The following is a 24,797-nucleotide window of genomic DNA, read 5'->3' as shown; positions in this document are numbered from 1 at the left end:
CCGCCACGCCGCGCTTAACGTGCGCAGTACCGACAATAGCCATGGCACCATCACTGCTCGCGCCTTGCATCACTGCGGCTCACATACCTCTCGACTCCGCCGCGCCTAGACTGAATTGTTGACAATTTACAATCTACCTTGGATGATCGCGGCCATGACTACCGCTGTTGCCTTCACTCCGACCATCGGGGGGCGCGCCGTCCCCACCGAGTTGCTCATCGCCGGCGAATGGCGTAGCGCCAAGAGCGGTAAGACCTTCGAGGTTCGCAACCCCGCAACCGGTGAGGTCATCGCCGTCATCGCCGATGGCGGAGGCGACGACGCCGATTCCGCTCTGGAGACCGCCGCACAAGTGCAGCATTCCTGGGGGAGGACCGCACCCCGCGAACGGGGCGAAATCCTGCGCCGCGCCTACAATCTGGTGATGGAGCGGCAAGATTGGATTGCCGAGATCATGACCACCGAGATGGGCAAGCCCCTCGCAGAAGCCAAGGGTGAGGTTGCCTACGCAGCCGACTACCTTCGCTGGTTCTCTGAAGAAGCAGTGCGTGTCACCGGCGACGCGGGGGTTTCCGGTGACGGCAAGAATCGTGTCTTCGTCACCCGCGAGCCGATTGGCCCGTGCGTCCTGGTCACCCCATGGAATTTCCCGCTCGCCATGGGCACTCGCAAGATCGCTCCGGCTGTCGCCGCGGGCTGCACAATGGTTCTCAAGCCACCGCAGCAGACTCCACTGACGTCGTTGGCACTCGCATCGATTCTCATCGAGGCCGGCCTCCCCGCCGGAGTGCTCAACATCGTCACCACAACATCCGCCGGTTCTGTTGTCGGCAATTGGATGTCGAGCAAAAAAGCCCGCAAGGTCAGCTTCACCGGCTCCACCGAAATCGGCAAGGTGTTGCTGCGCCAAGCGGCCGACAACGTGATGAAAGCATCGATGGAGCTCGGCGGCAACGCTCCGTTCATCGTCTGTGCAGACGCCGATCTCGATATAGCTGTCGAGGGCGCCATGGCAGCCAAGATGCGCAACATGGGTGAAGCCTGCACCGCCGCGAACCGCCTATACGTGCACCGCAACATCATTGACGAATTCTCCGCGCGGTTGGCCGCTCGCATGGAAGCGCTGCAGGTCGGTAACGGCATGGAAGCCGAGACGCAGGTCGGCCCGCTCATCGACGAGGCCGGCCGCAACAAAGTTCAGGAACTGGTCGACGATGCGCTCAAGCGGGGTGCCACCGCGGTAACCGGTGGCCAGACACCTGATGGTCCCGGCTTCTTCTACCCGCCTACCGTGCTCACCGACGTCCCGGCCGACGCCAACCTGATGTCCGAGGAGATCTTCGGACCTGTCGCTCCCGTCGTGCCGTTCGATGACGAGGACGAGATGATCCGCCTGGCTAATGACACCGATTGGGGCCTCGTCGGCTACGTGTTCACCCAGGACATCGACCGTGCACTTGATCTCAGCGAGCGGCTGGAAGTCGGTATGGTCGGCATCAACACCGGCATGGTGGCCAACCCGTCGGCACCTTTCGGTGGCGTCAAGCAATCCGGCCTCGGCCGCGAAGGCGGCAAGGTCGGCATCGACGATTTCCTGGAGTACAAATACGTCACGACCCCTCGGCGGCGCGGCGTACATTAGCGCCGCGGCAACGCATGGCGAGCTCACGTGAGACATGAGAGGCAGATCCCCCAGCATCGGCGGAATGGTAGGGATAGACCGCCTCCGCGCGCTCTGCACTGTCGCCGACCACGGCTCAATTGCGGCTGCAGCAAGAGTTTTGCACCTGACACCCTCAGGGGTGTCACAGCAGCTGACCAAACTGGAAAAAGAAGTCGGCGTAGCGCTGTTGGTTCAGGCGGGGCGGGGCGTGCAGCTCACTCAGGCGGGCAAACTGCTTGCCCAGCGTGGCGACGAGATCATCTCGCTGCTCGCCCGCGCCCAGTCCGAAGTTGCATCGCTGGATCGCGACGTCTCTGGAGATCTGCGTATCAGCTCCATCGTCTCTGCCGGCCGCGTAGTGGTGCCCGAGGCCATCGCGCAGCTACGTCGCCTGCATCCGCTGCTGCACGTGAGCTTCATCGCAGACGACACCGACGCCATACTGCCGGCCGTAGTGCAGCGCGAGGTCGACCTCACGATCGTCGACAGCTGGGTCACGATGCCGCTGCATCTGCCAGACGAGGTGGCCGCGACTCGCATTCATTCCGATCTCGCCGATGTGGCTTTGCCCGCCGGCCATCCGCTCGCCTCCGCAGAAACAATCCATTTGAGACAGATCGCAGAGTTGCCCTGGACTACATGGCGAAGGGGCGAGTCGTTCCACACCTGGCTGATTCACACGCTCCGCTCACAGGGCGTCGAACCGCACGTGTCTTACGAGGTTCCAGAATTCAGCTCTCAGCTCGAGTTCGTGGCACGGGGGCTGGCAGCAGCATTAATACCCCGGCTCGCTCGGGTCTGGGTTCCTGAAGATGTCGTCCTTGTACCAGTACAACCTGAACTGCGGCGAGACATCTTCGCTGTTCGACGTAAGGACAACGACCGCCCATCGGTGCGGGCGGGCATTGGGGCGTTGACCCAGGTCTTCGAGGCAATCACGAATGATTTGTCGCCGCAATCGCTACCGCGGACCTCTGATCAGCCCCGACCCTCTTGAGATGCCCGATCGTTGCCGCCCCGGACGATCGGGTTCATTTCGTACCGGAATCGACACAAACCAGATTGCGGCGAGAATCAATCCGCAGCCCACCAACTGGATGCCCTCCGGACGCTCGCCAAGGAGTACGATCCCTGCCAGCAAGGCGCCGACGGGCATGATCAACAGTAAGGTCGCTGCCACTTCTGGTCGGACCCCGGGCAGGCCGTGGGTGATCAGCATCCATCCCAGAACCTGGCTACCGAACGCGAGCAGCGCCAACCAGGCCAACGCTGCCGCGTCCGGCGTCAAATCTATCTTGCCCCAGATAGATCCGAGAATGGCACCGGCAATACCCGCTGTCACCGTGACGGCCGCAGCTAGCGTTGCCGGCCCACTGTCCGCCGATGGACGCCTCATGATGAGGACATAGATGGCGTAGGCCGTCCCGGAGCACAATCCCAAGAGCACCCCGACGTAGTCGGCCTCGCTGTCGAATCCCCCTCCGAGTAGCACGATTCCGACAGTGAAGGCCGGCAAAGTCAGGAAGAATCGCCTTGGAACGGTGGCGCGGAAGACAAGCCACGACAGCACCGGCACCACCAAAATCTGCACATTGCCGAGAACAGTGGATACCCCCACGCCGACCAGCTCGAGGGCCCGCACCGAGCAAGCGAAGTCGATTCCGATCAGTACTCCACCAAACGCGCTCAAAACAAGATCACGCCCATTAACGACGCCCCGCCGGCGGATCTCGAAGTACGCCAGAGGGATCAGTATCGGCAGGGCAAGAGAGCATCTGAAGAACACCACGGTGGCCGGAGTCTGTCCCGCGAAGCTGGTGAGGACCCCACTCAGCGCTATGCACGAAGCGCCGGCGAACACCGCAAGTCGGTTTCCTAACGCGCCACCGTGCCGTGGTTCCACCGCGATCTTCGGCCTAGCAGTCACTTCGTGCGTCACATCATGCATCTTGAGGCCATGGCGGCCGCATGACAATCGTCGATTTATACTGCAGCAGAGTGACGTTCACTTAATCCTCGGGTAATTCTTCCGAACCGCACGCAGTATTTTTCGGCGCCGACCTGCGGGCCATCCGCGACAATCTGACGGCTGATGAGTAGTGCCGGCACGCCGCCCGGGGGAGGTCACCGGCGCGCCTTGCAGTTCGCCGGCTGGATAGGCGGACCATGCAGAATACGGACCTGCCAGTCGGCGACCAAGACCGGATCATGGAGAAGGCGAGCGCCAGCAAACCTCGTCGAGGTCAATCATCGCGCTGCCGCGACATCGTCGAAGACACGCTGATCGGTGTCAACCGGATCCCGCTCCGTGTAAACCATCAGTAAATAAAGATCCAACTCATTGACTATTGTTGACAATCTACTAGAGTATCCACGGTGGTGATGTACGTCACCCATGCGCCATCCACTCACAGCCGAACCCAGTCCCGTACGCACGCTCATTCCGCTGACCAGCTCCGGCTCGAAGCGACACGATGGAGAAGATGTATGTCCGATCTACATGCCGCACCCGATGCAGCGACACCCTTGCCGCGACGCGCCAGGACCAGTCCTCCAGAAGGCACCGGTCTACGGGGCCACATGGGCACCGCTGCCTTGGTCTTCACCGTCCTGGCTTGCGCTGCCCCACTGGCCAGCGCATCAGGGGTCTTCCCGATCGTCGTCAGTTTCGCCGGATCAGCTGCTCCCCTCGCCTACCTGATCGCTACCGGCATCCTGCTGTGCTTTGCCGTCGGACTGGCCACGATGTCGCGTTTCGTACCGAACCCAGGCGCCTTCTACGCCTACGTAACCTCTGGACTCGGTCGCCACGCCGGTCTCGGCGGCGCGTTCTTGGCAGTGTTCGCCTACTGGTTGATGTCCACCGCAAGCTACGCCTTCCTCGGGTCCGCTACCAACCGACTGATCCTCGGATTCGGTGGCCCAGAAATCGCTTGGTACTGGTGGCAGATCATCGGCTGGGCGCTCGTCGGCGTGATCGGCTACCGAAATGTTGAACTGTCAGCCAAGGTCCTGACCGCGGCAATGGTGCTCGAAGTGGGCATTGTCCTCATCCTCGACGTCGGCATCGCGGCCCGCAATGGGGCAGACGGATTGCAGGCACCGGTCATGCAGTCCGAGGTGTTCACATCGGGCAGTCTGGCCATTGGTGTGCTGTTCTGTGTGCTCTGCTTCATTGGCTTCGAGTCGACTGCAATCTTCCGCGAGGAAGCGAAGGATCCTGAGAAGACGGTTCCGCGCGCCATGTACCTGTCGGTTCTGCTGATCGGCGTCTTTTATGCGATCAGCGTTGCACTCATCGTCCTGGCGTACGGGCAGGACAACGCCCAGACAGTGGCGACAGACAACGCCGAAGGCATGTTCTCGGATGCGCTCGGTATGTTCGTCGCGCCGGTATTCGTCGACATCTGCGCTGTACTGCTCGTCAACTCGGTTTTTGCATCGCAGATCTCGCTTCAGAACATGCTGTCGCGCTACCTCTTCTCGCTGGGTCGTGACGGAGTCCTTCCCGAAGCACTGGGCGTCGCGCATCCCAAGCACCACTCCCCCTACCGCGCATCGCTCGTAGTGACCGCGATGATTGGGCTGCTCGCCTTCCCGTTCATGTTTCTTGCAAGTGAGCCGATGTCGTTCTACGGCAAGATGATCGGTGTGGGCACCTACGCGATCGCCGTTCTGATGCTCCTCGCCAGCATCGCAGTTCTGGTGTACTTCCGGCGGAATCCGCAGCCAGAGATCTCGTCAATCAAGACAACGGTTGCGCCCGTCGTCGCAATTCTCGGGTTCAGCGGCGTGCTTTACCTCGCGACCGAACACATTGATCTGATCAGTGGGCTCTCTGGCGGTCTGGCCGTAACAGTGATTGTGTTGACATACCTAGTCGCCGGCGCCGGCGCCGTATTGGCTGCGATCTACCGGAAGACGAAACCGGATGTGTATCGGCGAATCGGTCGCCAGAATGTTTAATTTTGCGCCACTAGCGGGCCGCTCGAACTCCATTCGGCACGAGGGCAATAGGGCACCTAGCTTGTCGCCGGTGTGTTCGTCGGGAAGGGCTATCCGAACCAGGTCCTTCGGCGGGTCGCTCGACGAGGGCGCCGGCTGGGGTGACTGCCTCTACGCCCCTGGCGCATCAGTTGATGTGCCGCTAGAAAGCAGGCCCGCACTCCTGGCGGCGGCGAAGGCGATCAGATCTCACGCCAGTCGTTCCGACTATGAACCTGACCAAATGGACATCACCACGCCACGGCGTCCGTTGGCGTGCCGAACTGCCCCTTGAGGTCACTGGGCCGCCCATCGATCGCCCCACCATCCCACCGCTAATACATCACTGTGACAAAAAGGAGAGGAATCGCTCTCACGCACGGAGGCTGCGATGGAGGACCCTGCCCGCAATCGCCCGCCACAACGCACTCACGTCCACACCGGAGTACCGCTTCCCCACGTTTGGGCGCCACCACAAGTCTATTCGCCACTGTGGCTAATAGTCTTGTGGCACAGACACTTTGAACCTCAAGCAGCTCCGAAGGATCTGCAGTTCGAACCGGTCCTACCAGCAGAAGTCGCACCTATTGGGCTCGAGGGCAGGCGGATTTTCTCCGTCCCAGACGCCGCTCGGTAGGCTGCCTTGGTACGGAACGTTGCCTTGTTCGTGTGCGACCCAATACCAGGTGTGGCAGATATTCATGTCCCAGTTGTAATAGAGTCCTGGTCCCGCCTGGCCACCCGATCGGGGGGCCGGTTGTGGGTACTGCATGGAATCGCCTGGGCACCAATGGAATGGGCCAGAATCGGCTTGGGCGCTACCTGCGCCCATCCCCATTGCGGCCAGCCCGAGGCCGCACGAGAGCAAAGCAATGCCAGCCATCTTCTTCATGTTGCGGATAGTGACGATCACGGCTTCCCCTCATTTGCACGGCGACGTGTGCCCGGTCGCGCAAGTTTGCGGCCAATGGCTTGGCGGATTCTTGGAACACGCCAGCGGTTGACGTTCAGGCGCCCTGCCCGAATGTAGTGTCACAGCGAGCCGAGGAAAGACACCAAAGCTTCGTTGGTTTGAGCGGGGCGTTCCTGCTGTACCCAGTGTCCACAGCCGTCCAGTATCACCGGCTCACGCAGTCCGGGCACCCAGTAGCGCATCTCCGCGAAGTCGGCGTGCCGAACCCCCGTATCGACGCTGCCGCCGATGAACAGCGTCGGCGCCGTGACTGTGGTGACCCCGAGACTGGGTAACTTCGCCCAGTCGAGATCCACGTTCCGATATCGATTCAGACTGCCGGCAAATCCTGTGCGAGCGTATGCCTTCGCGTAGACATCAAGATCGTCCTCCCCCAGCCAGGGAAGCTCGACATCCGGTTCGGGAATGGAGTCCAACAGGCCAGCGCCCCTGGGTAACTCCGTGATCAAGTGCTTGCCCAAATCACCGGCCTCTCCCGACAATCCGTAGGCGATCAACCGGATGGTCCGCTTTGGATCGGGGTCCATCTCCGCTTCGGCTAGGCCTGGCGGCTGGAAGTGCAACATCCAATTGAAGCGGTCACCCGCCCACTGACGAAGCTGTTCCGTGGGTGGCGCCGCGCCGCGTACCGAATACGGTGCGCTAAGTACGGCCAAGGCGGACACCCGATCTGGTCGTAATTGGGCTGCAGCCCACACCGTGTGAGCGCCCCAATCGTGGCCGACCAGGACGGCTTCCGGTACATCCATTGCATCGAGGAGGCCAGTCAAGTCGTCGAGGTGGTGGGCCATGTCGCAATCGGCGACGTCAGTCGGGACGGTCGTCCATCCGTGGCCGCGGAGGTCAGGAGCCACGACGTGGTAACCGGCCGCCGCGAGCGCCGGCAATTGATGTCTCCACGAATACCAGGTTTCAGGGAAGCCGTGCAGCAGCACCACCAGAGGGCCCCGCCCACTTTCCGCGGCGTGCATGTCGATCCCGTTGACACTCAGCTGCCGGTGATGTACTTCGGACATGATATCGTTCATATCTGAAACTATGCATGAGCCGAACTATCATCGCAACGCCCGACGATTCGGTTGGTTGACGTTCGCGGTAGTCAGCCCGGTTGTTTCACGACGATGAACAATCCTTCGGCTTCGACCGTGACGCCCTCGGCATCGGCAATGTGGCCGACGACGTACACCTTGCGCCCCTCCGTGCGTTGGATCTCCGCCTCGGCGTGCAGTTGACCCAACCGCGTGGGCCGCCGGTACCGGAACGTGATGGTTCCCGTCGCAGCTGCCGTCTTATAGTCATTGCGACTGGCAGTGACACCGAGAAGATGGTCGAGGACGAGCGCGCTGTAACCGCCGTGGAGGTGGCCGGGTGGGCCCTCGTACGCCGCGCCGAGGTGGACGTCGAGGTGAGCGGTGTCGGCACTGTCGTGCTGAACCACCAACGGCGGCGCGATGGGGTTCCGCGGCCCCATGGCGACGTTGCCCCAGGGAAAGGTCCTGCCGTCGGGGGGGCGCCGACGCCGAACGTGCCCTCCCGCTGGAGGTTTCGAAGTTTGGCCAAGGCGGCGTCGATCTCGGCTGTGACGGTCGCCAACGTCGCGTCGTCGGCCTCCGTCCTGACCGTGGCGTCGATGAGCTGGCGCACCGACTCCGTCAGCGGTTCATACCGCCGTCTTCGTCGCTCACCCTCTTCGTAGCTCAGCTGTTCGAACTCGAACACAAACCGGACTGTACGCCTCATGTCCGTGCGTGCCGCATGTTTGCTGAAACATCACGAGGCGACGATTCACCTCCGAGTCGAATCATCGGGCGAAGATCATGGGAGCAACTGCGGGGTCTGCCGACGGGACCTCTTCGAACCCGTACTTTGCGTAGAACTCCTTCGAGAGAAACGCATTCCCATGAACGTCCAAGACGGGAATCTTCCCCTGCCCCTGGATGTATTTGATCGATTCCTTCAGTAGGTATCGTCCGATGCCGTATTCATAGCCATTGGGCTTGACGAACAACTTTACGATCGCCAACGAATTGTCCGGCGTCGCATGGGTATTCGCGAGCGACCTGGCAACCGGTGAATCTTTGGCGGGCCGGATTATCTGTACGTGCCCGACGACGTTCTTCGTCGGTGCAACGCTGACCGGCGCCATGTCGAAGACCCACGATCGTTCTGCGTCGTGCTCCTCGAGCCATCCCTTGAGGTCAAGACCCGAAAGCAGGGGGGACTCAGGCTCGATGGCTTGCAGAACAGCGCAGAGTCGGTCGAGGTCTTCCGGTCGCCTCTCCCGGATCATCCACGGGACTCCTGATCACTGGTCATCGCGACCGTTCAGGATACCCGCGGCCACATTGCTTCATCCACTGCGAGCGTCCGCGGCCATCTCCGAATGGCCCGACGGCACTCACCTGAGTAGTGCGCTACTCGACTTGTCGTGACTTGCCTCCATCGCACGTTTGAGCTCATTTGCCGACTTAGCATGTGGAACTGGGGAGACTCCGAAATGGCCCGGCTCGCTGGGCCATTTCGCGACACAGCGAAATCTGGAGGGGATCGACGATGGAACTGGAACGAACCACACCGGCGGGTGCGCGCCAATTGAACGCCGATGACCTCGGCAGGCTACCGCCCTACGTCATCAATCTCACCCAGGGCCGGTTCTCGTCCACTGGCAGGTACACCACGACGGCGTCCGACGTCGACGCGATCTTCGACCAGCACCTCCCAAGGTTCATCGAGGCCTCCGGCGGACATCCGGTTCCGCTGATGATCTGGGCGCACGGCGGACTAATCGACGAAGAAAAGGGCCTCCTGATCGCGCAGGGCCAGATCGACTGGTGGCTGTCCAACGGTGTGTACCCGTTGCACTTCGTCTGGGAGTCAGGCGCACTCGATGCGATCAAGCAGATCCTCGGTCCGACGCTCGCCACTCGCGACCTCGCCGACTACACCGTCGACCCGATGATCGAGGTGCTCGTCCGCCCGATCGCCTCCAAACTGTGGCTCGCCATGAAACAGAGCGCGCAGTTGGCCAGCCAACCAGAAACCGACGTCGATCCCCAGGGCGGCGCTCACTACACGGCCGTGCGGCTCGCGCAGTTCACCCGTGACCATCCGAACGCGGTTTCACTTCACGCCGCGGGGCACAGCGCCGGCTCGATCTTCCATGCGCACTTCATTCCAGCGGCCCGTGCGGCGGGAGTGCCGTCGTTTGCGTCCTTGGCCTTGCTGGCGCCTGCCATCACCGTGCCCCTGTTCAAGAGCACGCTCGCCACCCTCGTCGGAAAGGGCCGGGGAATCGACGAAGCCGCGGTGTTCACGATGCGTCGCGAGCACGAGCGTGACGACAGCGTGATCGGTGTGTACCGGAAGTCATTGCTCTACTTGGTGAGCCGAGCGCTCGAGCCCGTTCCGAACATGCCGATTCTGGGCCTCGAAGACTCCTTGCGTGGCGATCCCGACCTGGTGTCGTTGTTTGGTCTGAACACCGGATCCGGGAAGGCTGATGCCGAGGTGTTGTGGTCGGTGTCTTCCGCCGACGCCTCCATCGGCAGGCGTACCCAATCGACGAGTCACGGTGGGCTCGACAACGACAATCCCACCTTGGAGAGCGTGGCCTACCGGGTACTGCGCAGCGCCGGTGTGCCGGATCCCGTCGTCAAACTTCCCAAGGTTGCATCAGTTGAGACGGGCAGGGCCGTATGGCGCGATTACTCGACGGGGCCGATGGTCCCGATCACCGATATCGCGCCCACCCCTGCGCAGTCCTTCGCGACCAGTGCACCCGCGCGCGTGCACCAGGGCAAGCGACACGCGCTGTGCATCGGAATCGACTCCTACCCAACCAAACCCCTGTCGGGTGCGGTTGCGGATGCGCAGAAGTGGGCGAACGCCCTCCGGGAACTGGGCTTCTCCGTAACAGCCCTGTACGACGCCGACGCGTCTCGGGCGGGCATCGTCGAGGCCTTCACGACGCTGCTCTCCAAGACGGAGGACGGCGATGTCGTGGTCTTCCAGTACGCCGGCCACGGGACCACCGTGCCGGACCTCTATCTCGGACCGCGCCGCGACGGCGAGGAGATCGATGGCCGCGACGAGGCGCTCTGCCCCCACGACTACGACCAGGCAGGCCTCCTCCTCGACGATGACATCTACAGCATCGTCGCGACCAACCTCAAAGCCACTGTGAGCCTCACGGGGTTCCTGGATTGTTGTCACTCAGGTTCGGCGTTCCGCGGATTCAAGCCTCCGCCGTCACCTACGCCGGACGGCTGGGTGGATCGGTATCTGCCCTTCACTCCTTCGATGTTCAAGGAGGTCAACAAGTCTCGGTCAGCGCGGCCGGCAATCGACGTCCGTCACCAGGTCATGTTCAGCGCATGCCAGGATGACGAAGTAGCTTGGGAGAGTTCCGGAGTCGGCCACTTCACCAAGAACTCGATGAGCGTTCTGGACGATACGCCAAGGACCAACGCTCAGTTCCTCGCTGACGTCAAGACGCAGTTCGGCGACGACGGACGGCAACACCCCGGAATCCAGACGTTCGAGGACGCAGCACCAGAACGGATGTTCCTCGCGGCCCTCGTTTCTTGACTCGCAGCATCAGCAACCGTTGACGGTGAATGCGGCCGCCGGTGGGATTGCCAGACTGAAATCTCCTCACAACTCCACGGTTGCGGTTCAGGCCGCATGCTGCAATCAAGATCGCCACCGCCCCGAAGGCCCCTACGCCGTACGTTCCAGGACTCGCCGAATCGCTGCGACGACGCGGTCGGGCCGGTCTTCTTGGACGAAATGGGCTGCGTCGTCCAAGACCTCCGTCTCGTTGGCCCGTAGATAGCCCCGCCAACGCTCCATGAGTTCGCGGGGAAACCCAGCACTGTCCTGCGCGCCCCACAGGATCTGCGTCGGAAGACCAGACAGCGTGGGAAGCTCCGCCTCGATCGTGGCGAGCCAGGATCCGGCCTTGCGAATCTGCCGCGGGAACACCCACGTGGGCATCCTGGACCGCGGTGTCGGGAATGGATCGGTATAGGCCTTTCGGAGCGTCTCCGTGACCTTCTCCTTGTGAAAGATGCCGGCCGGCAGGATCGTCTTGGCGAAGAAGTTCATCTTGGTCTGCAGCCAGTAGCCGATGGGCCAGCCACCCATCGCGAGGGAGAACAGCCGCACCTTGGGCAGCGTGGAAGGCCACGCCCACGTGTTCATGAGGACGACGCCCCTGATGTTGTCTTGGTGCTTCACGACGTAGCTCATGCCGATGGGGCCACCCCAATCCTGCACCACCATCACGAAGTTCGTCAGATCGAGATGCGTGATGAACTCGAAGAGCATCTCTGAGTGTTCTTGCGGCGTATATCCGTAACCAGTTGGCGCCTTCGACATCCCGAAGCCCGGATAGTCCAGCGCGACGAGGCGACACTCACTGCTCAGCTCCTTGATGACGTTGCGGTAGAGGTACGACCACGTCGGGTTGCCATGAAGAAGCAGAACGGTTGGCCCGTCGCCTTCGTCGACGTAGTGAATGTGGCCGTCACGAAACTCGAGCCAGTGGTCGGTGAACGGATACTCCTCGGCTGAGACTTCGAAGGGTCGTTGGAACACTGGTTTCGACACTGTGTAGTACCTCTCTCGCGGACGGCTACTTGAAGGCGGCGACGTGAGCATTGGCCCAGTCGATGAACGAGCGGGGCCGTCGAGCGAGAATCCGTTCCACGTCGGGGCTGATTTGCACTTCGTCCGGCGTCGGCGTTCCCAGGACGTCGAGGGTGGTTTCGACCACGGGTCCCGGCATGAACCGCAGCATGCGCTCGCGGGCCTCGGCGCGGCTCTGTTCCACGAATTCGACCGGCTCACCGAGCGCTTCACTGATCGCCAGGGTCTGCTGCCGAGGCGTGATGAGTGCAGGCCCCGTCAGCTGGTACGTCTTGCCCGTATGGCCGGGTTGCCGCAGGGCCGCCGCGGCGACGGCGGCTATGTCGGCGGGGTCGACGAGGGGAAGGCCGACGTCCCCGAACGGGGCGGCGACGATCCGCCGGGCCCGGACCGACTCGGCCCAGGCAAGGGCGTTGGACGCAAAACCGCCGGGCCGCAGGATCGTCGACTCCATTCCCGACCGCAGCACCGCCTCCTCGACGGACCGCATGAGCCGCCCGTGCGAAGGCGACTCCGGGCGGGTCGCGACTCCAAGGGAGGACAGCAGCACCACCCGGCCGATGCCGCCTCTGCGTGCGGCCGCGAGAATGGCTTCGGCGTCGATCAGGTGAGCGCTCGCACCGGTGTCCATGAGAAACAACGAATCGCCGCCGTCGAAGGTTGATGCGAGCTGTTCTGACTCGGTGAGATCGGCCTGCCGATGTTCCACCCCCGCAAGGACTTCCGAGCTAACGGGCCGGCGCGATATGGCGATGACTCGCTCTCCCGCCTCGACAAGGGCCCGCACCAGTGGCCGCCCAACATTCCCCGCCGCTCCGGTCACCACGATCATGTCCATTCCTTCCCGTTCGAGATCGACCACGCGACGGTACTATCTGTGAGGTAGTAGGTACCTAGACGAAAGTAACGGCGGAAGGGCTGAATGTGACCGAGCGCATAGTCCTCGACGCGACGGATGACGTGGCTCCCGAGAACGCTTGCCCGATCGCTCCGATCGTCGACATCGTGTTCAGCCGCTGGACCACACCGATCCTGTGGACGCTGCACCATCACGGTCCACACCGTTTCGTCGAACTGGAGCGGCGCATCGTGACGATCACACCCAAGGTGCTGACCGAACGTCTGCGCCGGTTGGAGCGCGATGGCCTGGTGGAGCGGACGTATCACGCCGAGATGCCGCCCCGGGTGGTGTACGCCATCAGCGACCTCGGGCGCAGTCTCGCACCGGTCTTTGCAGCACTCGGGGAATGGTCGGTCAATCTCGATCAGGTGGAACACTCGCGGCGCACCTTCGATGCGGCGCGGCGCCAGAGCCGCGGAAACTAGTTCGTCTCAGCCAGTGCGGCCAGCGTGTCGGCCGAGGTGTACTTCGGGTTCCAGCCAAGTTCGGTTCTGGCCTTGCCGATGTCCATCACGACCGACGTGCGCCCGACGTGCAACCACTCCAGCGGTGTCGGCACGAACGGCAAGCGCGCGATCAACGCCGATGTGGCCCTCGCGGCGATGTGCGGCACGCGGACCGGGCGTCCTCCCAGTGCGGCAGCCATCTCCGAAGCGGTGATCACTCCGTCGCCCGCGATGTTGTACGCGCCGGGCGGTGCCGTCGTAGTCGTGGCGGCCAACGCGATCGCCGCCGCGACGTCGTCGTGGTGCACCAATTGCATCGGGATCCCCGGGTCCGGAAACGGCATCTTGAAGACCGGCAGCGACCGTCCTACCGCTCGGACCGGTCCCGGCAATTGGTTCCACGGCATCGCATCCGCGAGCGCGGGGGCCTTCGGGCCCGCGACGACGCACGGCCGCAACACGAACACTTCGAGCGACGTGCCGCGGGTGATCTCTTCGAGCACGGCTTCGCACTCGGCCTTCTGCGCCGAGTAGTAGTGCTCGGGTGAGCCGCGCGTCGGTACGTCCTCGGTGAGCGGAACCGGGTTGTCCGAGTGATATCCGTAGGCGGCGACCGACGAGGTGTACACCAACCGCTTGGGCCGATCGGCCGCCACCGTCGCCTCGAAGACGTTGCGAGTGCCCGCCAAGTTGATGCGGGCACTCTCCTCGCGCGAGCCCATGATGATGAAGGCGAGGTGGATGACGACGTCGGCCTCAGCCACCACATCGTCGACGGCAGCGCGGTCCAGGATGTCGCCCTGCCGGTAGCTCGACTTGGTCCATCCGTGCGCGGCCGGGTCGAACGGTCGTCGGGCCATGCCGATGATGCGTTCCACCGCCGGATCGCGTTCCAGCGCATCAATCGCCGAAAGGCCGATCTCGCCCGTCGGCCCGGTCACCGCAATTACGAGCCCCATGTCGGTGGGTGTGCCCGGGTTCCGAACGCCCGAAACGACCTACTGTCGCTTGGTCGGCGAGCCCGTCCGCACCCACACCGCGACGTAGAACGCCACCGCCAACGCCAGCGGCACCAGTCCGATCGCCCAGCTCAGCGGAAGCGGAGGACCGGGTTGCTTGAGCACGTCGATGGCCAGCTCTCCGGTTCCTGGCCCCTGCGGACCGTCGATCTCGAAGCGAAGCGTCCACGTTCCCGAGGCGTCCAGGGAATGCACGTCCAGTCCCCAGACACTGCGATCACGCGGATGCCGCGACAACCGCCTCGAACCGTCCCTGCCGTCGGGTGCGATCTGCGTGACGGTCCCCGACTTGTCGGCAATCCCGCCGTCGGGCTCGAAGATGAAGTCCAGGGACTGCATGGCCCGGATGGGCCAGACGGTGAATCCGACGGTCATCGGGTAGGGCCCGACTTGGACGCGCTCGGTGTGGACGACGTAGTCCAGCGGACCCGCCGCAGCGGACGGTGCCGCACCGATCGAGACCGCGATTACCGTGCACATGAGAGCGACACATGCCCGAATTCTGCTGCGAATGGTCATGCTGCGGCCGCCGCGGCAGAACCGATGGTGCGCCGGGTGTTCGCCACGCGCATCGCGTAACCGAGGCGCCAGATGGCTGCTCCCAGCAGGGCGGCAACCACCCCGGCCGCAACACAGGTGAGCACTGCGCCGCCGGACTGCCCCTCATCGCCAGAGGCGGTGAGCCACCAGGTGATCGCGATCGCGCCGACTCCCCCACACAGGCCCAAGATCCACGCCGAAGCGCCACGCCACCGCACCAGCAGTTCGACGACGACGCTGAACACGAAAACGCTCGCTGGTATCAGGAGCTGCTCGATGGGGAAGCCCAGCTCGCTGAAGTCGCGAAGGGCGAGGTGTTGAACGTCGGCGTACCAGACGACCGCCCAGTTCGCGAAGTTCCAGACCACCAGATTCAGGGCCAGGTAGACGAATCCGGTTCCGAGCGCACCTCCCCGAGGCAGCACTCGCGCACCCAACAGGACGCACGCAATGGGAATCACCACCACCGCCACGAGAACCCACTCGGCCGGTGAGTCCAGATTGATGTCGCCCAGCGCCTCGCTGGTGATGGAGAAGTACGAGGCGAACGTCGCCAACGCGACCATCAAACCGTAACGACCCCAACGGTGTTCACGTGCCGCGGCGAAGACGATCGCGGTGCCCATGATCGTCATGCAGATCGAGTTCAGCCACCCTTGATGCGGTGGCGAGGCGATGGTGACGTCGAACCCATACAGGCTGTGCCACCACTCATCCCAGAGCCCGTACAGCAGGAAGGAGGCGGCAGCGATACCACCGATGAGGTAGCCGATGGGCGCCGAGAAGGCGCCAAGCACCCTGAACGCACGACCGCCGACGGCCGGATCGGGATCGACGCCCCGGCGCTGCGCCGCGGTGGCCCGCAGCACCATCACCAGGCTGGTCAACCCGGCGATCGCACCACCGGAGTAGACGAACAGGTGCGGCAGCGTGAAGAAGCTGTCCGGCCCAACGTCGGTGTGCCAGCCGATGTCCCACGCCAATCCCGAGAACGAGATCAGAGTTCCGACCAGCATCACGAACGCGGGCACGACGCCCGACGACCCCGTCGCGGGGCCTGCCCCCTGCCGCTCGGCCTCGTCTGCAAGTGTCATGACGATGAGTCCTTCCCTGGTGTGATCATCAGCCGCTGGTGGTAACGCTCAGAACTGCTTCGTGGACCTGACCGGCCGCCGCAATGCGCACGGTGATCTCCCACTGCCCTGGCATCGACAGGTCGACGTCGGCGCGGTAACGCCCCGGGCTCTCCTGGGTGGCCGCGACGGGTGTTGCGGCGTGGCCCATTTGGGGCATGGCGGGCTCGAAGGTTACCGATTCCGGTGCCCGTCCGTCGCCGGATACCTCGACGGTGAGCGTGCCGACACCGACCTTGGGCGGATCTCCGACCACGCGTACCAGATAGGGGCCGGCGGTGGCGGCCGACGTGGTCGAGTCCTTCGCGGTGGGCCACAGGAGCCAGACTCCGGCACCGATCACGGCGACGGCAATCGCAACGACGACGAGCAGACGCTGGCGGTTCATGGTCGGGGAACCTCGACTTCGGTAGGCGCGGTGAGGATGGCGTAGTCGCGTTCGGCCTGCACCCACACTTTGTACCGACCAGGGAGTGCGAAGGTGTACGTGAAATCGACCTCGGGTCCGTAGCGAGCCACTGATTCGTCTGGCTGCCCGCCGGCCGATCCCGGAGTGGCCGGCACCATGGCATGTACGTGTGACCAAATCGGTGCTCCGAGAGCCACTTTGCCGACGTCGGGGCCGTCGGGTAGCGGGCCCACCACCATCATGTGTCCGGCCATGCCGAGCCACGGCTGCAGATCGGACCCGTCCCCGAATCGAGCTCGGACGGTGCTGGGACTCCCGGCCGGCGCCACCGTGGCGGTGATCCGTCCCGGCGACGGTGTCGCGGGGCCCGGGGCTGGGGGTGAGCCGGGGATGTCGGCGTCGACCGAGGCCCGCAGCAGCTGAACCCCGCCGCCGCGGCGCGCGACTTCGGCGGCCATCGCGTAGGTGCCGCGTTCACCTTGTTCGAGTTGCACCTCGTAGCGACCGGGTGCGACGCGGACGGGATGCAGATGGAACATGGCGCCCGACGGCAACACCACGATCAGATGGATCAGTGCGCCGTGATGAATCAGCAAGTCGTCGGCGGGGCGGCCGGTCGCCGAATCGATCAGCTGAAGATGCAGCGTCGACCGGCCATTCGGGGCAGGCGTTCGGGACACCGAAAGGTTGACCGGCGGGCGCGAATAGTCCGTCGGGGTCAGGGAATTCGCCGCGACCCGGGCATACGGGTCGTTGACGTTCTCGAGCGTGGGATCCAGGTCGTGACCGGGCTGCGGCGGGGGCGGTGAATACGCCGACAACATGGCGCCGGTGACCGCGACCGTCAACGCGACGACCATGCCGGTCGCCGGGACCAGTGCGGCCCAGTTTCGGCGGAACCGCAGTGTCACGGCCAGCGAGACGATCAGCAGTACGCCGGCAACGAAGAACCCGTAGTCGCTGGCCTTCTTCCACGGCGGGGTGACTTGCGCCGGAATGAGAAAAGGAATCCGGCCGACGGTCGTCCCGTCGTCGACGAGCAGTTCCCACGGGCCGGCCCGGTCGACGTTCAACGTGGCCGAGTAGATGCCGGGCTGCGGGCCGAGGTCCACGCGTGCGGTGCTGGTGGTCGCGCCGGCCGCGGTCGCGGTGAGCTGCAGTGCTCCCGGCGCGTCGCCGCGATGGGTGACGACGTCGACGTGCAGCGGCCCCAGCACCGGACCGACGCGGCGGATCGTCACCGTCAACTCCCGGCCGCCCAACGTCTGGGCCACGTGAATGTCGGTGTCCGAACCCATCCCGTCGGCGCCTGCCACTGCCGCGGGTACGCAGATCAGCGCCAGCAAGACCAACAGGATCACGCCGACCGTCCGTGAAGGGCGGGACTGTCGGCGCGGACTCACATTTAGTTTGTACCACCAACATATTGGTTGGTGCCACAAACTAAGTCGCGGTAGGCTCGGCCGGTGGACATCGACGATCCGGCGGCTCGACGGGCGCGGCTGGCAGGCGCCGACGAGTTCGTCGACGCGTTGGCGGAACTGTCATTCGTCATCCAGGGCGTCCTGACCCGCACCGGGGCCAAGCACGACCTGTCACTCACCCAGCTTCGCCTGCTTGGCATCCTGCGTGACCACGAACCGAGCATGCAGCAGCTCGCGCAACGCCTCGGGCTCGACAAGTCCAGCGTGACGGGGCTGATCGACCGTGCCGAACGGCGTGGCATGGTGCGCCGTGAGACGAACCCCAGCGACGGGCGCGGGGTACGCGTGGTGATCACCGCCCTGGGCCGCGAGCTCGCCCGCGAGGGCGCGGCCGAGATCCGGGACGCCCTGACTGTCGTCACCGCTCCCCTGTCGGCAACGCAGCGCACTGCGCTGGTCAGGACGGCCCGCGTCGTCGTCGAAACCGCCCGCTCCGTCGAAGCCACGCAGTGCTCACCACCTGGTTGAGTCGATCTCACATCTCAACGCTGGGATGCGTCTACAGGATGTGAGTGTGCGACCGTTCGAGGACTTAGTGGCCGAATACGGCCCGATGGTATTGCGCGTGTGCCGCGCCGTACTCGGGCCCGTCGACGCCGACGATGCCTGGTCGGAGACGTTCATCTCGGCCATGCGCGCCTATCCGAACCTCGATCCCGACGCCAACGTCGAAGCCTGGCTGGTCACCATCGCCCACCGCCGAGCGATCGACGTGGGACGCACGATCTCGCGTGCACCGGTGCCCGCCGAAACGCTTCCCGAACCGCGCGCACAGTCGGGGAGCTCATCGGCCGACCACCCCGATCTGTGGGCGGCGCTGGAATCGCTGCCCGACAAACAGCGCAAGGCCGTGGCCTACCACCATCTCGCCGGGCTGCCACACGCCGAGATCGCCGAACTGCTGGGCAACTCCCCCGAGGCCGCGCGCAGAGCCGCCGCCGACGGCATCAAGACGCTGAGACGGATCTACCCGAAGGACAAGCCATGACGAAACTCGACAACCTCTTCGACGCCTTGGGCGGCAACGACGCCGCCACGCTCGCCCGGTTGCACCGTCGCCTCGAACGCGACGCCGAGACCGCGGACCTACTGGACGTGGGATACCGGACGCTCGACACCCCACTCGGGTCGCTGTTGCTCGCGGCGACACCCGTCGGTCTCGTCCGCGTCGCGTACGCCATCGAAGGCCACGATGCCGTCCTCAGCGCGCTCGCCGACAAGGTCAGCCCGCGGATCTTGCGGGCACCCGCCCGACTGGATGCCGCCGCACGGGAGATCGACGAGTACTTCAACGGCAGCCGCACGCAGTTCGACCTTCCGTTGGACATGCGGCTCGCCGACGGGTTCCGCCGCCAGGTGATCGAGCATCTCCGCGAAATCGGCTTCGGGCATCGCGAGAGCTATGCCGCCGTCGCCGCCGCGATCGGAAACCCGCGCGCCGTGCGTGCCGTCGGCAGTGCCTGTGCACGCAACCCGCTGCCGCTGGTGATCCCGTGCCATCGGGTGGTCCGGACGGACGGCTCGATCGGCCAGTACGTCGGCGGCGCCGACGCCAAGCAAACTCTCCTGACCTTGGAGGCAGCATGACATCCACGATGACGAAAACGACTGTGGCCGAGCGTATCGCCGCACAGGACTGGTCCACGCTCACCGCGGAGATCGACGAGTTCGGCTGCGCGCAGACCGGGCAGATCCTCACCGCACAGGAGTGCGCCGAGTTGACCTCGATGTGGGATCAGGACCGGCTGTTCCGTTCGACGATCGACATGGCGAGGTACCGATTCGGGCAAGGCACGTACCGCTACTTCGGTCAACCAGTGCCGGATTCGATCATGCAGATGCGCGCCGCGTTCTATCGCCGCCTGCTCCCGATCGCGCGGGAGTGGGCCGACCGCCTCGGTGACCCGGCACCGTGGCCCGATGACTTCGACGACTGGCTCGACGCCTGCCATGCGGCCGGGCAGCGCAAACCGACCCCGATCCTGCTGCGCTACGGCGCCGGTGACTGGAATGCACTGCATCGAGACCTGTACGGCGACCTCGTCTTTCCGCTTCAGGTCGTGGTCGGGCTCGACCGGCCGGGCATCGACCACACCGGCGGCGAGTTCCTGCTCGTCGAGCAGCGAGCCCGTGCCCAGTCGAAGGGAACGGTGACCGTGCTCGAACGCGGCCACGGGCTGATCTTCACCACCCGTGACCGTCCGTCGCCGACGAAGCGGGGATGGTCGCGGTCACCGGTACGGCACGGGGTCAGCCGAATCCGATCTGGCCGCAGACACACGCTCGGCCTGGTCCTGCACGACGCCGAATGACCAAGTAGGACACCATGTTCGTGCTGACCGACGCCGACGGCCGGCCGTTCGCAAGTCAGACTCCTGGGCGCCTCGGCGGCCATCGACGCGGAAAGCTCTTCGGAAGGCTCGACTGCCCCGCCGCCCAACGGGCCATCGCGCGTGGCGGTTACGTGCAGCACCGGGTCTTCTTCGCCGACCAGGAGACGGCCCTCGCGGCGGGTTACCGCCCCTGCGCGGTGTGCCTGCCCGAGCAGTACGCCACTTGGAAGGCGGCGATCTCACATTCCGGCCGGCATCGCCGTCTACCCGACGACAACCTCAACGACGGGAGCGAAGAACCATGATGGACACGACGATTGCACGGACGGTGCACGCCACTCGAATCGGCAACCTCGTCATCGAGGCGAGCGATGCCGGCCTCACGCGGGTCGCCTTCACCGAGGAGACCGAAGCGCCGGCCTTTGCAGCCACCGGTACGGCGCATGCCCATGTCGTAGACGCCCGGAGTCAGATCGACGAATACCTCGCCGGACTCCGTCGCGCATTCACCGTCCCCGTCGACTGGTCGGGCACGACCAGATTCGACGCCGACGTCCTGCGGGACGTTCTCGCCACGACCGGTTACGGCGAGACGACGACTTACGGGGCGATCGCGCAGCGCATGGGTCGCACCGCGGCCGATGCCCGCAAGGTCGGCGGCGCCCTGGCCCGCAACCGGGTGCTGATCGTCGTGCCGTGCCACCGCGTGCTCGCCGCAGACGGCGCCCTCACCGGATACGCCGGCGGAATGGCCGCCAAGCGTGCGCTGCTCGACGTGGAGTCCAGCGACGCCCGCCTCGCGCTCGAAGGCATCTGACGAGCCAGCCCTGTAGCAACTTGCTACACTGTGTTACAGATTGCTACATACCCTGGAGGTGCCCTGATGTCCGAGGTAGCAGACCGCGTCACCCGAGTCGCCGCAGACCTGATGGACAGCGCCACCACCGAAGGCGCCCGCCAGAGTCGCTCGGCCAAGCAACAGCTGGACCATTGGGCACGCGTGGGCCGCGCCGTATCGAGCCAGCACACCGCATCCCGGCGCCGGGTGGAAGCGGCACTCGCCGGTGACCTCGACACCAACGACCTGACCGTCGAGGAGGGCGTCGTCTTCAACGCCGAGATCTCCGCCGCCATCGAAGAGAACCTCTCGCGCACCAACTATGGGGACGTCCTCGCCGCGCGGGGCATCACGATGGTCGCGCTGAACGACGACGGGCAGATCGTCGAGTACTGGCCGGACGGTACGTCGGCCGTTCTGATGGCCGAGCACTGAGATGGCCGAGCGCTGAACGGTGACGCCGCACCCGCCGCCGCGCGGCACCGCCCGTGAAGCGCCTTGACCTCGTCGTCGGGCCGAACGGGGCGGGAAAGTCGACGTTCGTCGCCCTGACGCTCGCGCCGCTGCTGCCCCGCAGCGTGTTCGTCAACGCCGACGAGATCGCCAAGCAACGCTGGCCCGACGATCCGCTGTCACATGCCTACGACGCCGCCCGAGTGGCGGCGGAAACCCGGGCCAAACTCATCGAGTTGGGCCGGTCGTTCATCGCCGAGACGGTGTTCTCGCATCCCTCCAAACTCGAACTGCTGCGCACCGCCCGAGCCGCTGACTTCACCGTCGCCCTGCACGTCGTCATGATCCCCGAGGACCTCGCCGTCGAGCGCGTCAAGCGCCGCGTGCTCGCAGGCGGACACGACGTGCCGGAGAACAAGATTCGGGATCGGCACCGCCGGTTGTGGCCGCTGGTCGTCACCGCCATCACCGGGTCGGACACCGCGACGATCTACGACAATTCACGCAGGCAAGGTCCGCGGATCGTCGCCCAATTCAGCGGCGGCATCGCGGTCGGCTCGCCGTCGTGGCCGGACTGGACGCCGTCATCGCTGCGGTTGCCCAGACACGACTGGCCGCAAGAGGCCGGCGGCCCGACATCGTCCTAGTCTTGACGCCATGCCACGTGTCTTGACGGTCAATCTCGCCCGGCCGCGGTCCAACCCCGACAAGCCCTCGGCGCTCACCGGCATCGACAAGATCCCGACGGATCAGCCGGTCGCGGTCAGGTCGCCAGGGCCCAAGCGTGGCGGGATCGGCAGCGGCCTCGACACCGACGTCATCGGCAACAAGAAGCTGCACGGCGGCGACGACCAGGCCGTGTACGCGTACGCGCGCGAAGACCTCGACGACTGGCAAGAGCGGCTGGGGCGCACGCTGGGGAACGGCAACTTCGGCGAGAACCTGACGACGTCCGGAATCGACGTGACGGGCGCCCGGATCGGTGAGCGTTGGCATGTCGGGTCGGACGGTCTAGTGCTGGAAGTCACATCTCCCCGCACCCCGTGCCGAACCTTCGCGGCCTTTCTCGAGATTCCGGGCCTGATCAAGACCTTTACCAAGGCGGCGATCCCCGGCGCGTATCTGCGGGTGATCACGCCGGGGACCGTGCGCGCCGGCGACCCGGTCGTCGTGTCGCACCGCCCCGACCACGACATCACCGTCGCAACGGTCTTCCGCGCAGTCTTGAGCGAACCCGCCCTGTTGCCCCAGCTACTTCACGTGGACGCGCTGCCAGAGGACATCAAGGCGCTCGCGCGACGGCGCGGCGCGCAGCCCGCCTGAGACCAAATCGCGACAGGACGCACACTCTGCGCGGCACCGTGCGGCCAAGTACCGCCTGTACGCTCGCCCTGTGTCGTCGCGTTTGCGATGGCCCTGGCGCAGGCACGAGGGCCAGCACCTCGACACCGGAGTTCTCCTGAACGATCGCTCATCGGCGACAAGTACGACGATCTCCGGGCGAGCCGACCCGCAACCGCCTTCCTACCCGGACGGCTGGGCACCTCCTGGCCTCGACGACGATCTGCCGCAGAACACCGGCGTCGACGACGACCTGCCCCAAGTTCTCGCCGACACGGTCACCGACTTCCTCGGCAGGCCCCGTGCTCGCGGCTGGATCCACTTCTGCTCAGCGGCCGCCGCGGTCGTGGCCGGCGGCGCACTGGTGACGGCCGCATTGATCGCGTCGTCGTCGGAGGCGGTCTGGGCGGCCCTGATCTACACCACGACCATCGTCGCGATGTTCAGCTTCAGCGCTCTCTACCACCGCGTGCACTGGCACTCCCCCACCACGCTGAAGTGGATGAAGCGCATCGATCACTCGCTGATCTTCGTGTTCATCGCGGGCAGCTTCACCCCGTTCTGCCTGTTGTCGATGCCACCCGCCACCGGGGACCGGGTTCTGCTCATGGTGTGGGGCGGGGCAACAGCAGGCGTGGCGCTCAAGATGTTGTGGCCCTCGGCCCCGCGGTGGGTCGGAGTGCCGCTGTACCTACTGCTCGGCTACACGGCGATCTGGTTCGCGGGCACGCTGCTGGCCGGTGCCGGGCTGGCCGCCGTCGTCCTTCTCGCGGCAGGCGGTGTGCTGTACAACATCGGGGCCGTCTTCTATGGGATCCGCTGGCCGAATCCCTGGCCGCGGACGTTCGGCTATCACGAGTTCTTCCACGCCTTCACCGCCGCCGCGGCGATCTGCCACTACATCGCCATCTGGTTCGTGGTCCTGTAGCGGGCCGACCGGGCGGCGGGAGTTTGCGCGCGCTCGCGTATCAGTGAGATCTCTTGTGTCACTTGGGTTTCAGCGGCCACTTGAGGCTCAACTTTCCCTTCGAGTTTCCTCATGAACGCCGCCGCCAAACCCTTAGAGTCCGAACATACGTTCGAATCATGCAGGCAGAGGTGCTCCGGGCGAGGGTCGCCGCTTTTCGTGCCGCATACGACGAGCTCGCCGCCTGCGCCATCGACACCCTGACCCACGGTGACCTGATGCGGGAGATGGACGAACTGGAGGCGGTGGCGTGTCAGCTGCCCGCCCAACGCCACCGCATGCTGACCCAACTGCAAGGCCAAACCACCCCGCGGGAGTTGGGCGCCAAGTCGTGGCGGGAGGTGCTCATGACCCGCTGGCGGCTGTCGGGCGCCGAGGCCAGCCGCCGGCTCACCGAAGCGACGCTGTTGGGACCGCGGCGCGCGTTGTCCGGGGAGCCGCTGGGACCCGTGCTGCCCGCGACCGCTGCTGCGCAAGCGTTGGGGTTTTTGACCGAAGAGCACGTCAAGGAGATCCGCAAAGGCATCGCCAAACTCCCCAGCTTCGTCGACACCCCCACCCGCAGCCAGATCGAAGTGGACTGGGTCCGCACGGCCGTCGGCACCGGACCGAAGCAGCTCGCCGACACGGTGAAACGCACCGTCTTCCTGCTCGATCAGGACGG

At 64.8% G+C, this 24,797-nt stretch carries 26 protein-coding genes and 1 pseudogene; 16 read left to right on the top strand and 11 right to left on the bottom strand.

The window, feature by feature from the left end; genetic code table 11:
• Nucleotides 1-154: 154 nt before the first annotated feature.
• Both N536_RS0111605 and N536_RS38145 read left to right on the top strand, forming a co-directional pair.
• Nucleotides 155-1,642 (top strand): NAD-dependent succinate-semialdehyde dehydrogenase, encoded by a 1,488-nt coding sequence (locus N536_RS0111605; RefSeq protein ID WP_029113759.1) that lies wholly within the window; start codon nt 155-157, stop codon nt 1,640-1,642.
• Nucleotides 1,643-1,706: 64 nt separating this feature from the next.
• Complete coding sequence (locus tag N536_RS38145; RefSeq protein WP_051574434.1) at nt 1,707-2,660, top strand: LysR family transcriptional regulator; 954 nt, start codon at nt 1,707-1,709, stop codon at nt 2,658-2,660.
• On the opposite strand, the gene N536_RS38140 is transcribed toward N536_RS38145, so the two are convergent.
• Nucleotides 2,625-3,602: a DMT family transporter gene (locus N536_RS38140; protein WP_197040117.1), complete on the bottom strand. Its 978-nt coding sequence runs from the start codon at nt 3,600-3,602 to the stop codon at nt 2,625-2,627. The genes N536_RS38145 and N536_RS38140 overlap by 36 nt on opposite strands.
• 641 nt (nt 3,603-4,243) lie before the next feature.
• On the opposite strand from N536_RS38140, the gene N536_RS0111585 reads away from it, so the two are divergent.
• Nucleotides 4,244-5,629, top strand: a complete 1,386-nt coding sequence (locus N536_RS0111585) for an APC family permease (protein WP_036436082.1) — start codon at nt 4,244-4,246, stop codon at nt 5,627-5,629.
• A gap of 1,050 nt (nt 5,630-6,679) precedes the next feature.
• On the opposite strand, the gene N536_RS0111580 is transcribed toward N536_RS0111585, so the two are convergent.
• From N536_RS0111580 to N536_RS0111570, 3 genes and pseudogenes are all read right to left on the bottom strand, one after another.
• Entirely contained in the window at nt 6,680-7,558 is an 879-nt protein-coding gene (locus N536_RS0111580) for an alpha/beta fold hydrolase (RefSeq protein ID WP_197040116.1), read from the bottom strand.
• Between the two features lie 161 nt (nt 7,559-7,719).
• Nucleotides 7,720-8,360, bottom strand: a pseudogene (locus N536_RS38135) (PaaI family thioesterase).
• Between the two features lie 61 nt (nt 8,361-8,421).
• Entirely contained in the window at nt 8,422-8,910 is a 489-nt protein-coding gene (locus N536_RS0111570) for a GNAT family N-acetyltransferase (protein ID WP_029113756.1), read from the bottom strand.
• Between the two features lie 263 nt (nt 8,911-9,173).
• On the opposite strand from N536_RS0111570, the gene N536_RS40700 reads away from it, so the two are divergent.
• Nucleotides 9,174-11,207, top strand: a complete 2,034-nt coding sequence (locus tag N536_RS40700) for a caspase family protein (protein ID WP_051574432.1) — start codon at nt 9,174-9,176, stop codon at nt 11,205-11,207.
• Nucleotides 11,208-11,339: 132 nt separating this feature from the next.
• On the opposite strand, the gene N536_RS0111560 is transcribed toward N536_RS40700, so the two are convergent.
• Complete coding sequence (locus N536_RS0111560; protein ID WP_197040115.1) at nt 11,340-12,230, bottom strand: alpha/beta fold hydrolase; 891 nt, start codon at nt 12,228-12,230, stop codon at nt 11,340-11,342.
• Between the two features lie 25 nt (nt 12,231-12,255).
• Nucleotides 12,256-13,131, bottom strand: coding sequence for an SDR family oxidoreductase (locus N536_RS0111555; RefSeq protein ID WP_231514497.1), 876 nt, complete (start codon nt 13,129-13,131; stop codon nt 12,256-12,258).
• A 62-nt stretch (nt 13,132-13,193) separates the two neighbouring features.
• Between N536_RS0111555 and N536_RS0111550 the strand changes: the two genes are divergently transcribed.
• Nucleotides 13,194-13,595, top strand: a complete 402-nt coding sequence (locus N536_RS0111550) for a helix-turn-helix domain-containing protein (protein ID WP_231514496.1) — start codon at nt 13,194-13,196, stop codon at nt 13,593-13,595.
• On the opposite strand, the gene N536_RS0111545 is transcribed toward N536_RS0111550, so the two are convergent.
• Genes N536_RS0111545 through N536_RS0111525 form a run of 5 tightly spaced genes read right to left on the bottom strand, consistent with a single transcriptional unit; the run spans nt 13,592 to nt 18,078 of the window.
• Nucleotides 13,592-14,575 carry an NAD-dependent epimerase/dehydratase family protein gene (locus N536_RS0111545; protein ID WP_029113752.1) on the bottom strand — a complete coding sequence of 328 codons (984 nt, stop codon included), beginning with the start codon at nt 14,573-14,575 and terminating at the stop codon, nt 13,592-13,594. The genes N536_RS0111550 and N536_RS0111545 overlap by 4 nt on opposite strands.
• Nucleotides 14,576-14,614: 39 nt before the next feature.
• Nucleotides 14,615-15,115 (bottom strand): hypothetical protein, encoded by a 501-nt coding sequence (locus tag N536_RS38125; RefSeq protein WP_231514495.1) that lies wholly within the window; start codon nt 15,113-15,115, stop codon nt 14,615-14,617.
• Between the two features lie 35 nt (nt 15,116-15,150).
• Nucleotides 15,151-16,269 (bottom strand): hypothetical protein, encoded by a 1,119-nt coding sequence (locus N536_RS38120; protein WP_051574430.1) that lies wholly within the window; start codon nt 16,267-16,269, stop codon nt 15,151-15,153.
• A 28-nt stretch (nt 16,270-16,297) separates the two neighbouring features.
• Nucleotides 16,298-16,696 carry a FixH family protein gene (locus tag N536_RS38115; RefSeq protein WP_051574429.1) on the bottom strand — a complete coding sequence of 133 codons (399 nt, stop codon included), beginning with the start codon at nt 16,694-16,696 and terminating at the stop codon, nt 16,298-16,300.
• On the bottom strand, nt 16,693-18,078 hold the full coding sequence (locus N536_RS0111525) for a hypothetical protein (protein WP_231514494.1): 1,386 nt from the start codon (nt 18,076-18,078) through the stop codon (nt 16,693-16,695). The genes N536_RS38115 and N536_RS0111525 overlap by 4 nt, the downstream gene beginning before the upstream one ends.
• Nucleotides 18,079-18,183: 105 nt before the next feature.
• Between N536_RS0111525 and N536_RS38110 the strand changes: the two genes are divergently transcribed.
• From N536_RS38110 to N536_RS0111470, 11 genes are all read left to right on the top strand, one after another.
• Nucleotides 18,184-18,669, top strand: a complete 486-nt coding sequence (locus N536_RS38110; RefSeq protein ID WP_064751538.1) for a MarR family winged helix-turn-helix transcriptional regulator — start codon at nt 18,184-18,186, stop codon at nt 18,667-18,669.
• Between the two features lie 46 nt (nt 18,670-18,715).
• The gene (locus N536_RS0111515; protein ID WP_036436203.1) at nt 18,716-19,189 is read left to right on the top strand and encodes an RNA polymerase sigma factor; all 474 of its coding nucleotides are present in this window, start codon (nt 18,716-18,718) and stop codon (nt 19,187-19,189) included.
• The gene (locus N536_RS0111510) at nt 19,186-19,788 is read left to right on the top strand and encodes a methylated-DNA--[protein]-cysteine S-methyltransferase (RefSeq protein ID WP_029113749.1); all 603 of its coding nucleotides are present in this window, start codon (nt 19,186-19,188) and stop codon (nt 19,786-19,788) included. Before N536_RS0111515 ends, N536_RS0111510 begins: the two co-directional genes overlap by 4 nt.
• Nucleotides 19,789-19,796: 8 nt before the next feature.
• The gene (locus N536_RS0111505) at nt 19,797-20,513 is read left to right on the top strand and encodes a 2OG-Fe(II) oxygenase (protein WP_029113748.1); all 717 of its coding nucleotides are present in this window, start codon (nt 19,797-19,799) and stop codon (nt 20,511-20,513) included.
• 14 nt (nt 20,514-20,527) lie between these two features.
• A complete protein-coding gene (locus tag N536_RS38105) occupies nt 20,528-20,839 on the top strand; it encodes an Ada metal-binding domain-containing protein (RefSeq protein WP_051574428.1) in 312 nt (103 codons plus the stop codon).
• Nucleotides 20,836-21,351, top strand: a complete 516-nt coding sequence (locus N536_RS0111495) for a methylated-DNA--[protein]-cysteine S-methyltransferase (RefSeq protein ID WP_036436080.1) — start codon at nt 20,836-20,838, stop codon at nt 21,349-21,351. Before N536_RS38105 ends, N536_RS0111495 begins: the two co-directional genes overlap by 4 nt.
• Nucleotides 21,352-21,417: 66 nt before the next feature.
• Entirely contained in the window at nt 21,418-21,807 is a 390-nt protein-coding gene (locus N536_RS0111490) for a hypothetical protein (RefSeq protein ID WP_029113746.1), read from the top strand.
• A gap of 53 nt (nt 21,808-21,860) precedes the next feature.
• Nucleotides 21,861-22,472: an AAA family ATPase gene (locus tag N536_RS38100; RefSeq protein WP_036436078.1), complete on the top strand. Its 612-nt coding sequence runs from the start codon at nt 21,861-21,863 to the stop codon at nt 22,470-22,472.
• A gap of 10 nt (nt 22,473-22,482) precedes the next feature.
• Nucleotides 22,483-23,148: an MOSC domain-containing protein gene (locus tag N536_RS0111480; protein ID WP_029113745.1), complete on the top strand. Its 666-nt coding sequence runs from the start codon at nt 22,483-22,485 to the stop codon at nt 23,146-23,148.
• Nucleotides 23,149-23,317: 169 nt separating this feature from the next.
• Complete coding sequence (locus N536_RS0111475) at nt 23,318-24,094, top strand: hemolysin III family protein (protein ID WP_369798418.1); 777 nt, start codon at nt 23,318-23,320, stop codon at nt 24,092-24,094.
• Nucleotides 24,095-24,252: 158 nt separating this feature from the next.
• A partial coding sequence (locus N536_RS0111470) for a DUF222 domain-containing protein (RefSeq protein WP_036436075.1) occupies nt 24,253-24,797 on the top strand: 545 nt, incomplete at its 3' end.

The organism is Mycobacterium sp. URHB0044 (genome assembly GCF_000620625.1).
In the GTDB taxonomy this organism is placed as follows: Bacteria; Actinomycetota; Actinomycetes; order Mycobacteriales; family Mycobacteriaceae; genus Mycobacterium.
This window is presented reverse-complemented; position numbering and strand designations above follow the sequence as displayed.

Coding starts and splice junctions, on each gene's coding strand:
- N536_RS0111605 (WP_029113759.1), top strand. CDS start 155: ATGACTACCGCTGTTGCCTTCACTCCGACCATCGGGGGGCGCGCCGTC.
- N536_RS38145 (WP_051574434.1), top strand. CDS start 1,707: ATGGTAGGGATAGACCGCCTCCGCGCGCTCTGCACTGTCGCCGACCAC.
- N536_RS0111585 (WP_036436082.1), top strand. CDS start 4,244: ATGGGCACCGCTGCCTTGGTCTTCACCGTCCTGGCTTGCGCTGCCCCA.
- N536_RS0111570 (WP_029113756.1), bottom strand. CDS start 8,910: ATGATCCGGGAGAGGCGACCGGAAGACCTCGACCGACTCTGCGCTGTT.
- N536_RS40700 (WP_051574432.1), top strand. CDS start 9,174: ATGGAACTGGAACGAACCACACCGGCGGGTGCGCGCCAATTGAACGCC.
- N536_RS0111545 (WP_029113752.1), bottom strand. CDS start 14,575: ATGGGGCTCGTAATTGCGGTGACCGGGCCGACGGGCGAGATCGGCCTT.
- N536_RS38125 (WP_231514495.1), bottom strand. CDS start 15,115: ATGTGCACGGTAATCGCGGTCTCGATCGGTGCGGCACCGTCCGCTGCG.
- N536_RS38120 (WP_051574430.1), bottom strand. CDS start 16,269: ATGACACTTGCAGACGAGGCCGAGCGGCAGGGGGCAGGCCCCGCGACG.
- N536_RS38115 (WP_051574429.1), bottom strand. CDS start 16,696: ATGAACCGCCAGCGTCTGCTCGTCGTCGTTGCGATTGCCGTCGCCGTG.
- N536_RS0111510 (WP_029113749.1), top strand. CDS start 19,186: ATGACGAAACTCGACAACCTCTTCGACGCCTTGGGCGGCAACGACGCC.
- N536_RS0111505 (WP_029113748.1), top strand. CDS start 19,797: ATGACGAAAACGACTGTGGCCGAGCGTATCGCCGCACAGGACTGGTCC.
- N536_RS38105 (WP_051574428.1), top strand. CDS start 20,528: ATGTTCGTGCTGACCGACGCCGACGGCCGGCCGTTCGCAAGTCAGACT.
- N536_RS0111495 (WP_036436080.1), top strand. CDS start 20,836: ATGATGGACACGACGATTGCACGGACGGTGCACGCCACTCGAATCGGC.
- N536_RS0111490 (WP_029113746.1), top strand. CDS start 21,418: ATGTCCGAGGTAGCAGACCGCGTCACCCGAGTCGCCGCAGACCTGATG.
- N536_RS0111480 (WP_029113745.1), top strand. CDS start 22,483: ATGCCACGTGTCTTGACGGTCAATCTCGCCCGGCCGCGGTCCAACCCC.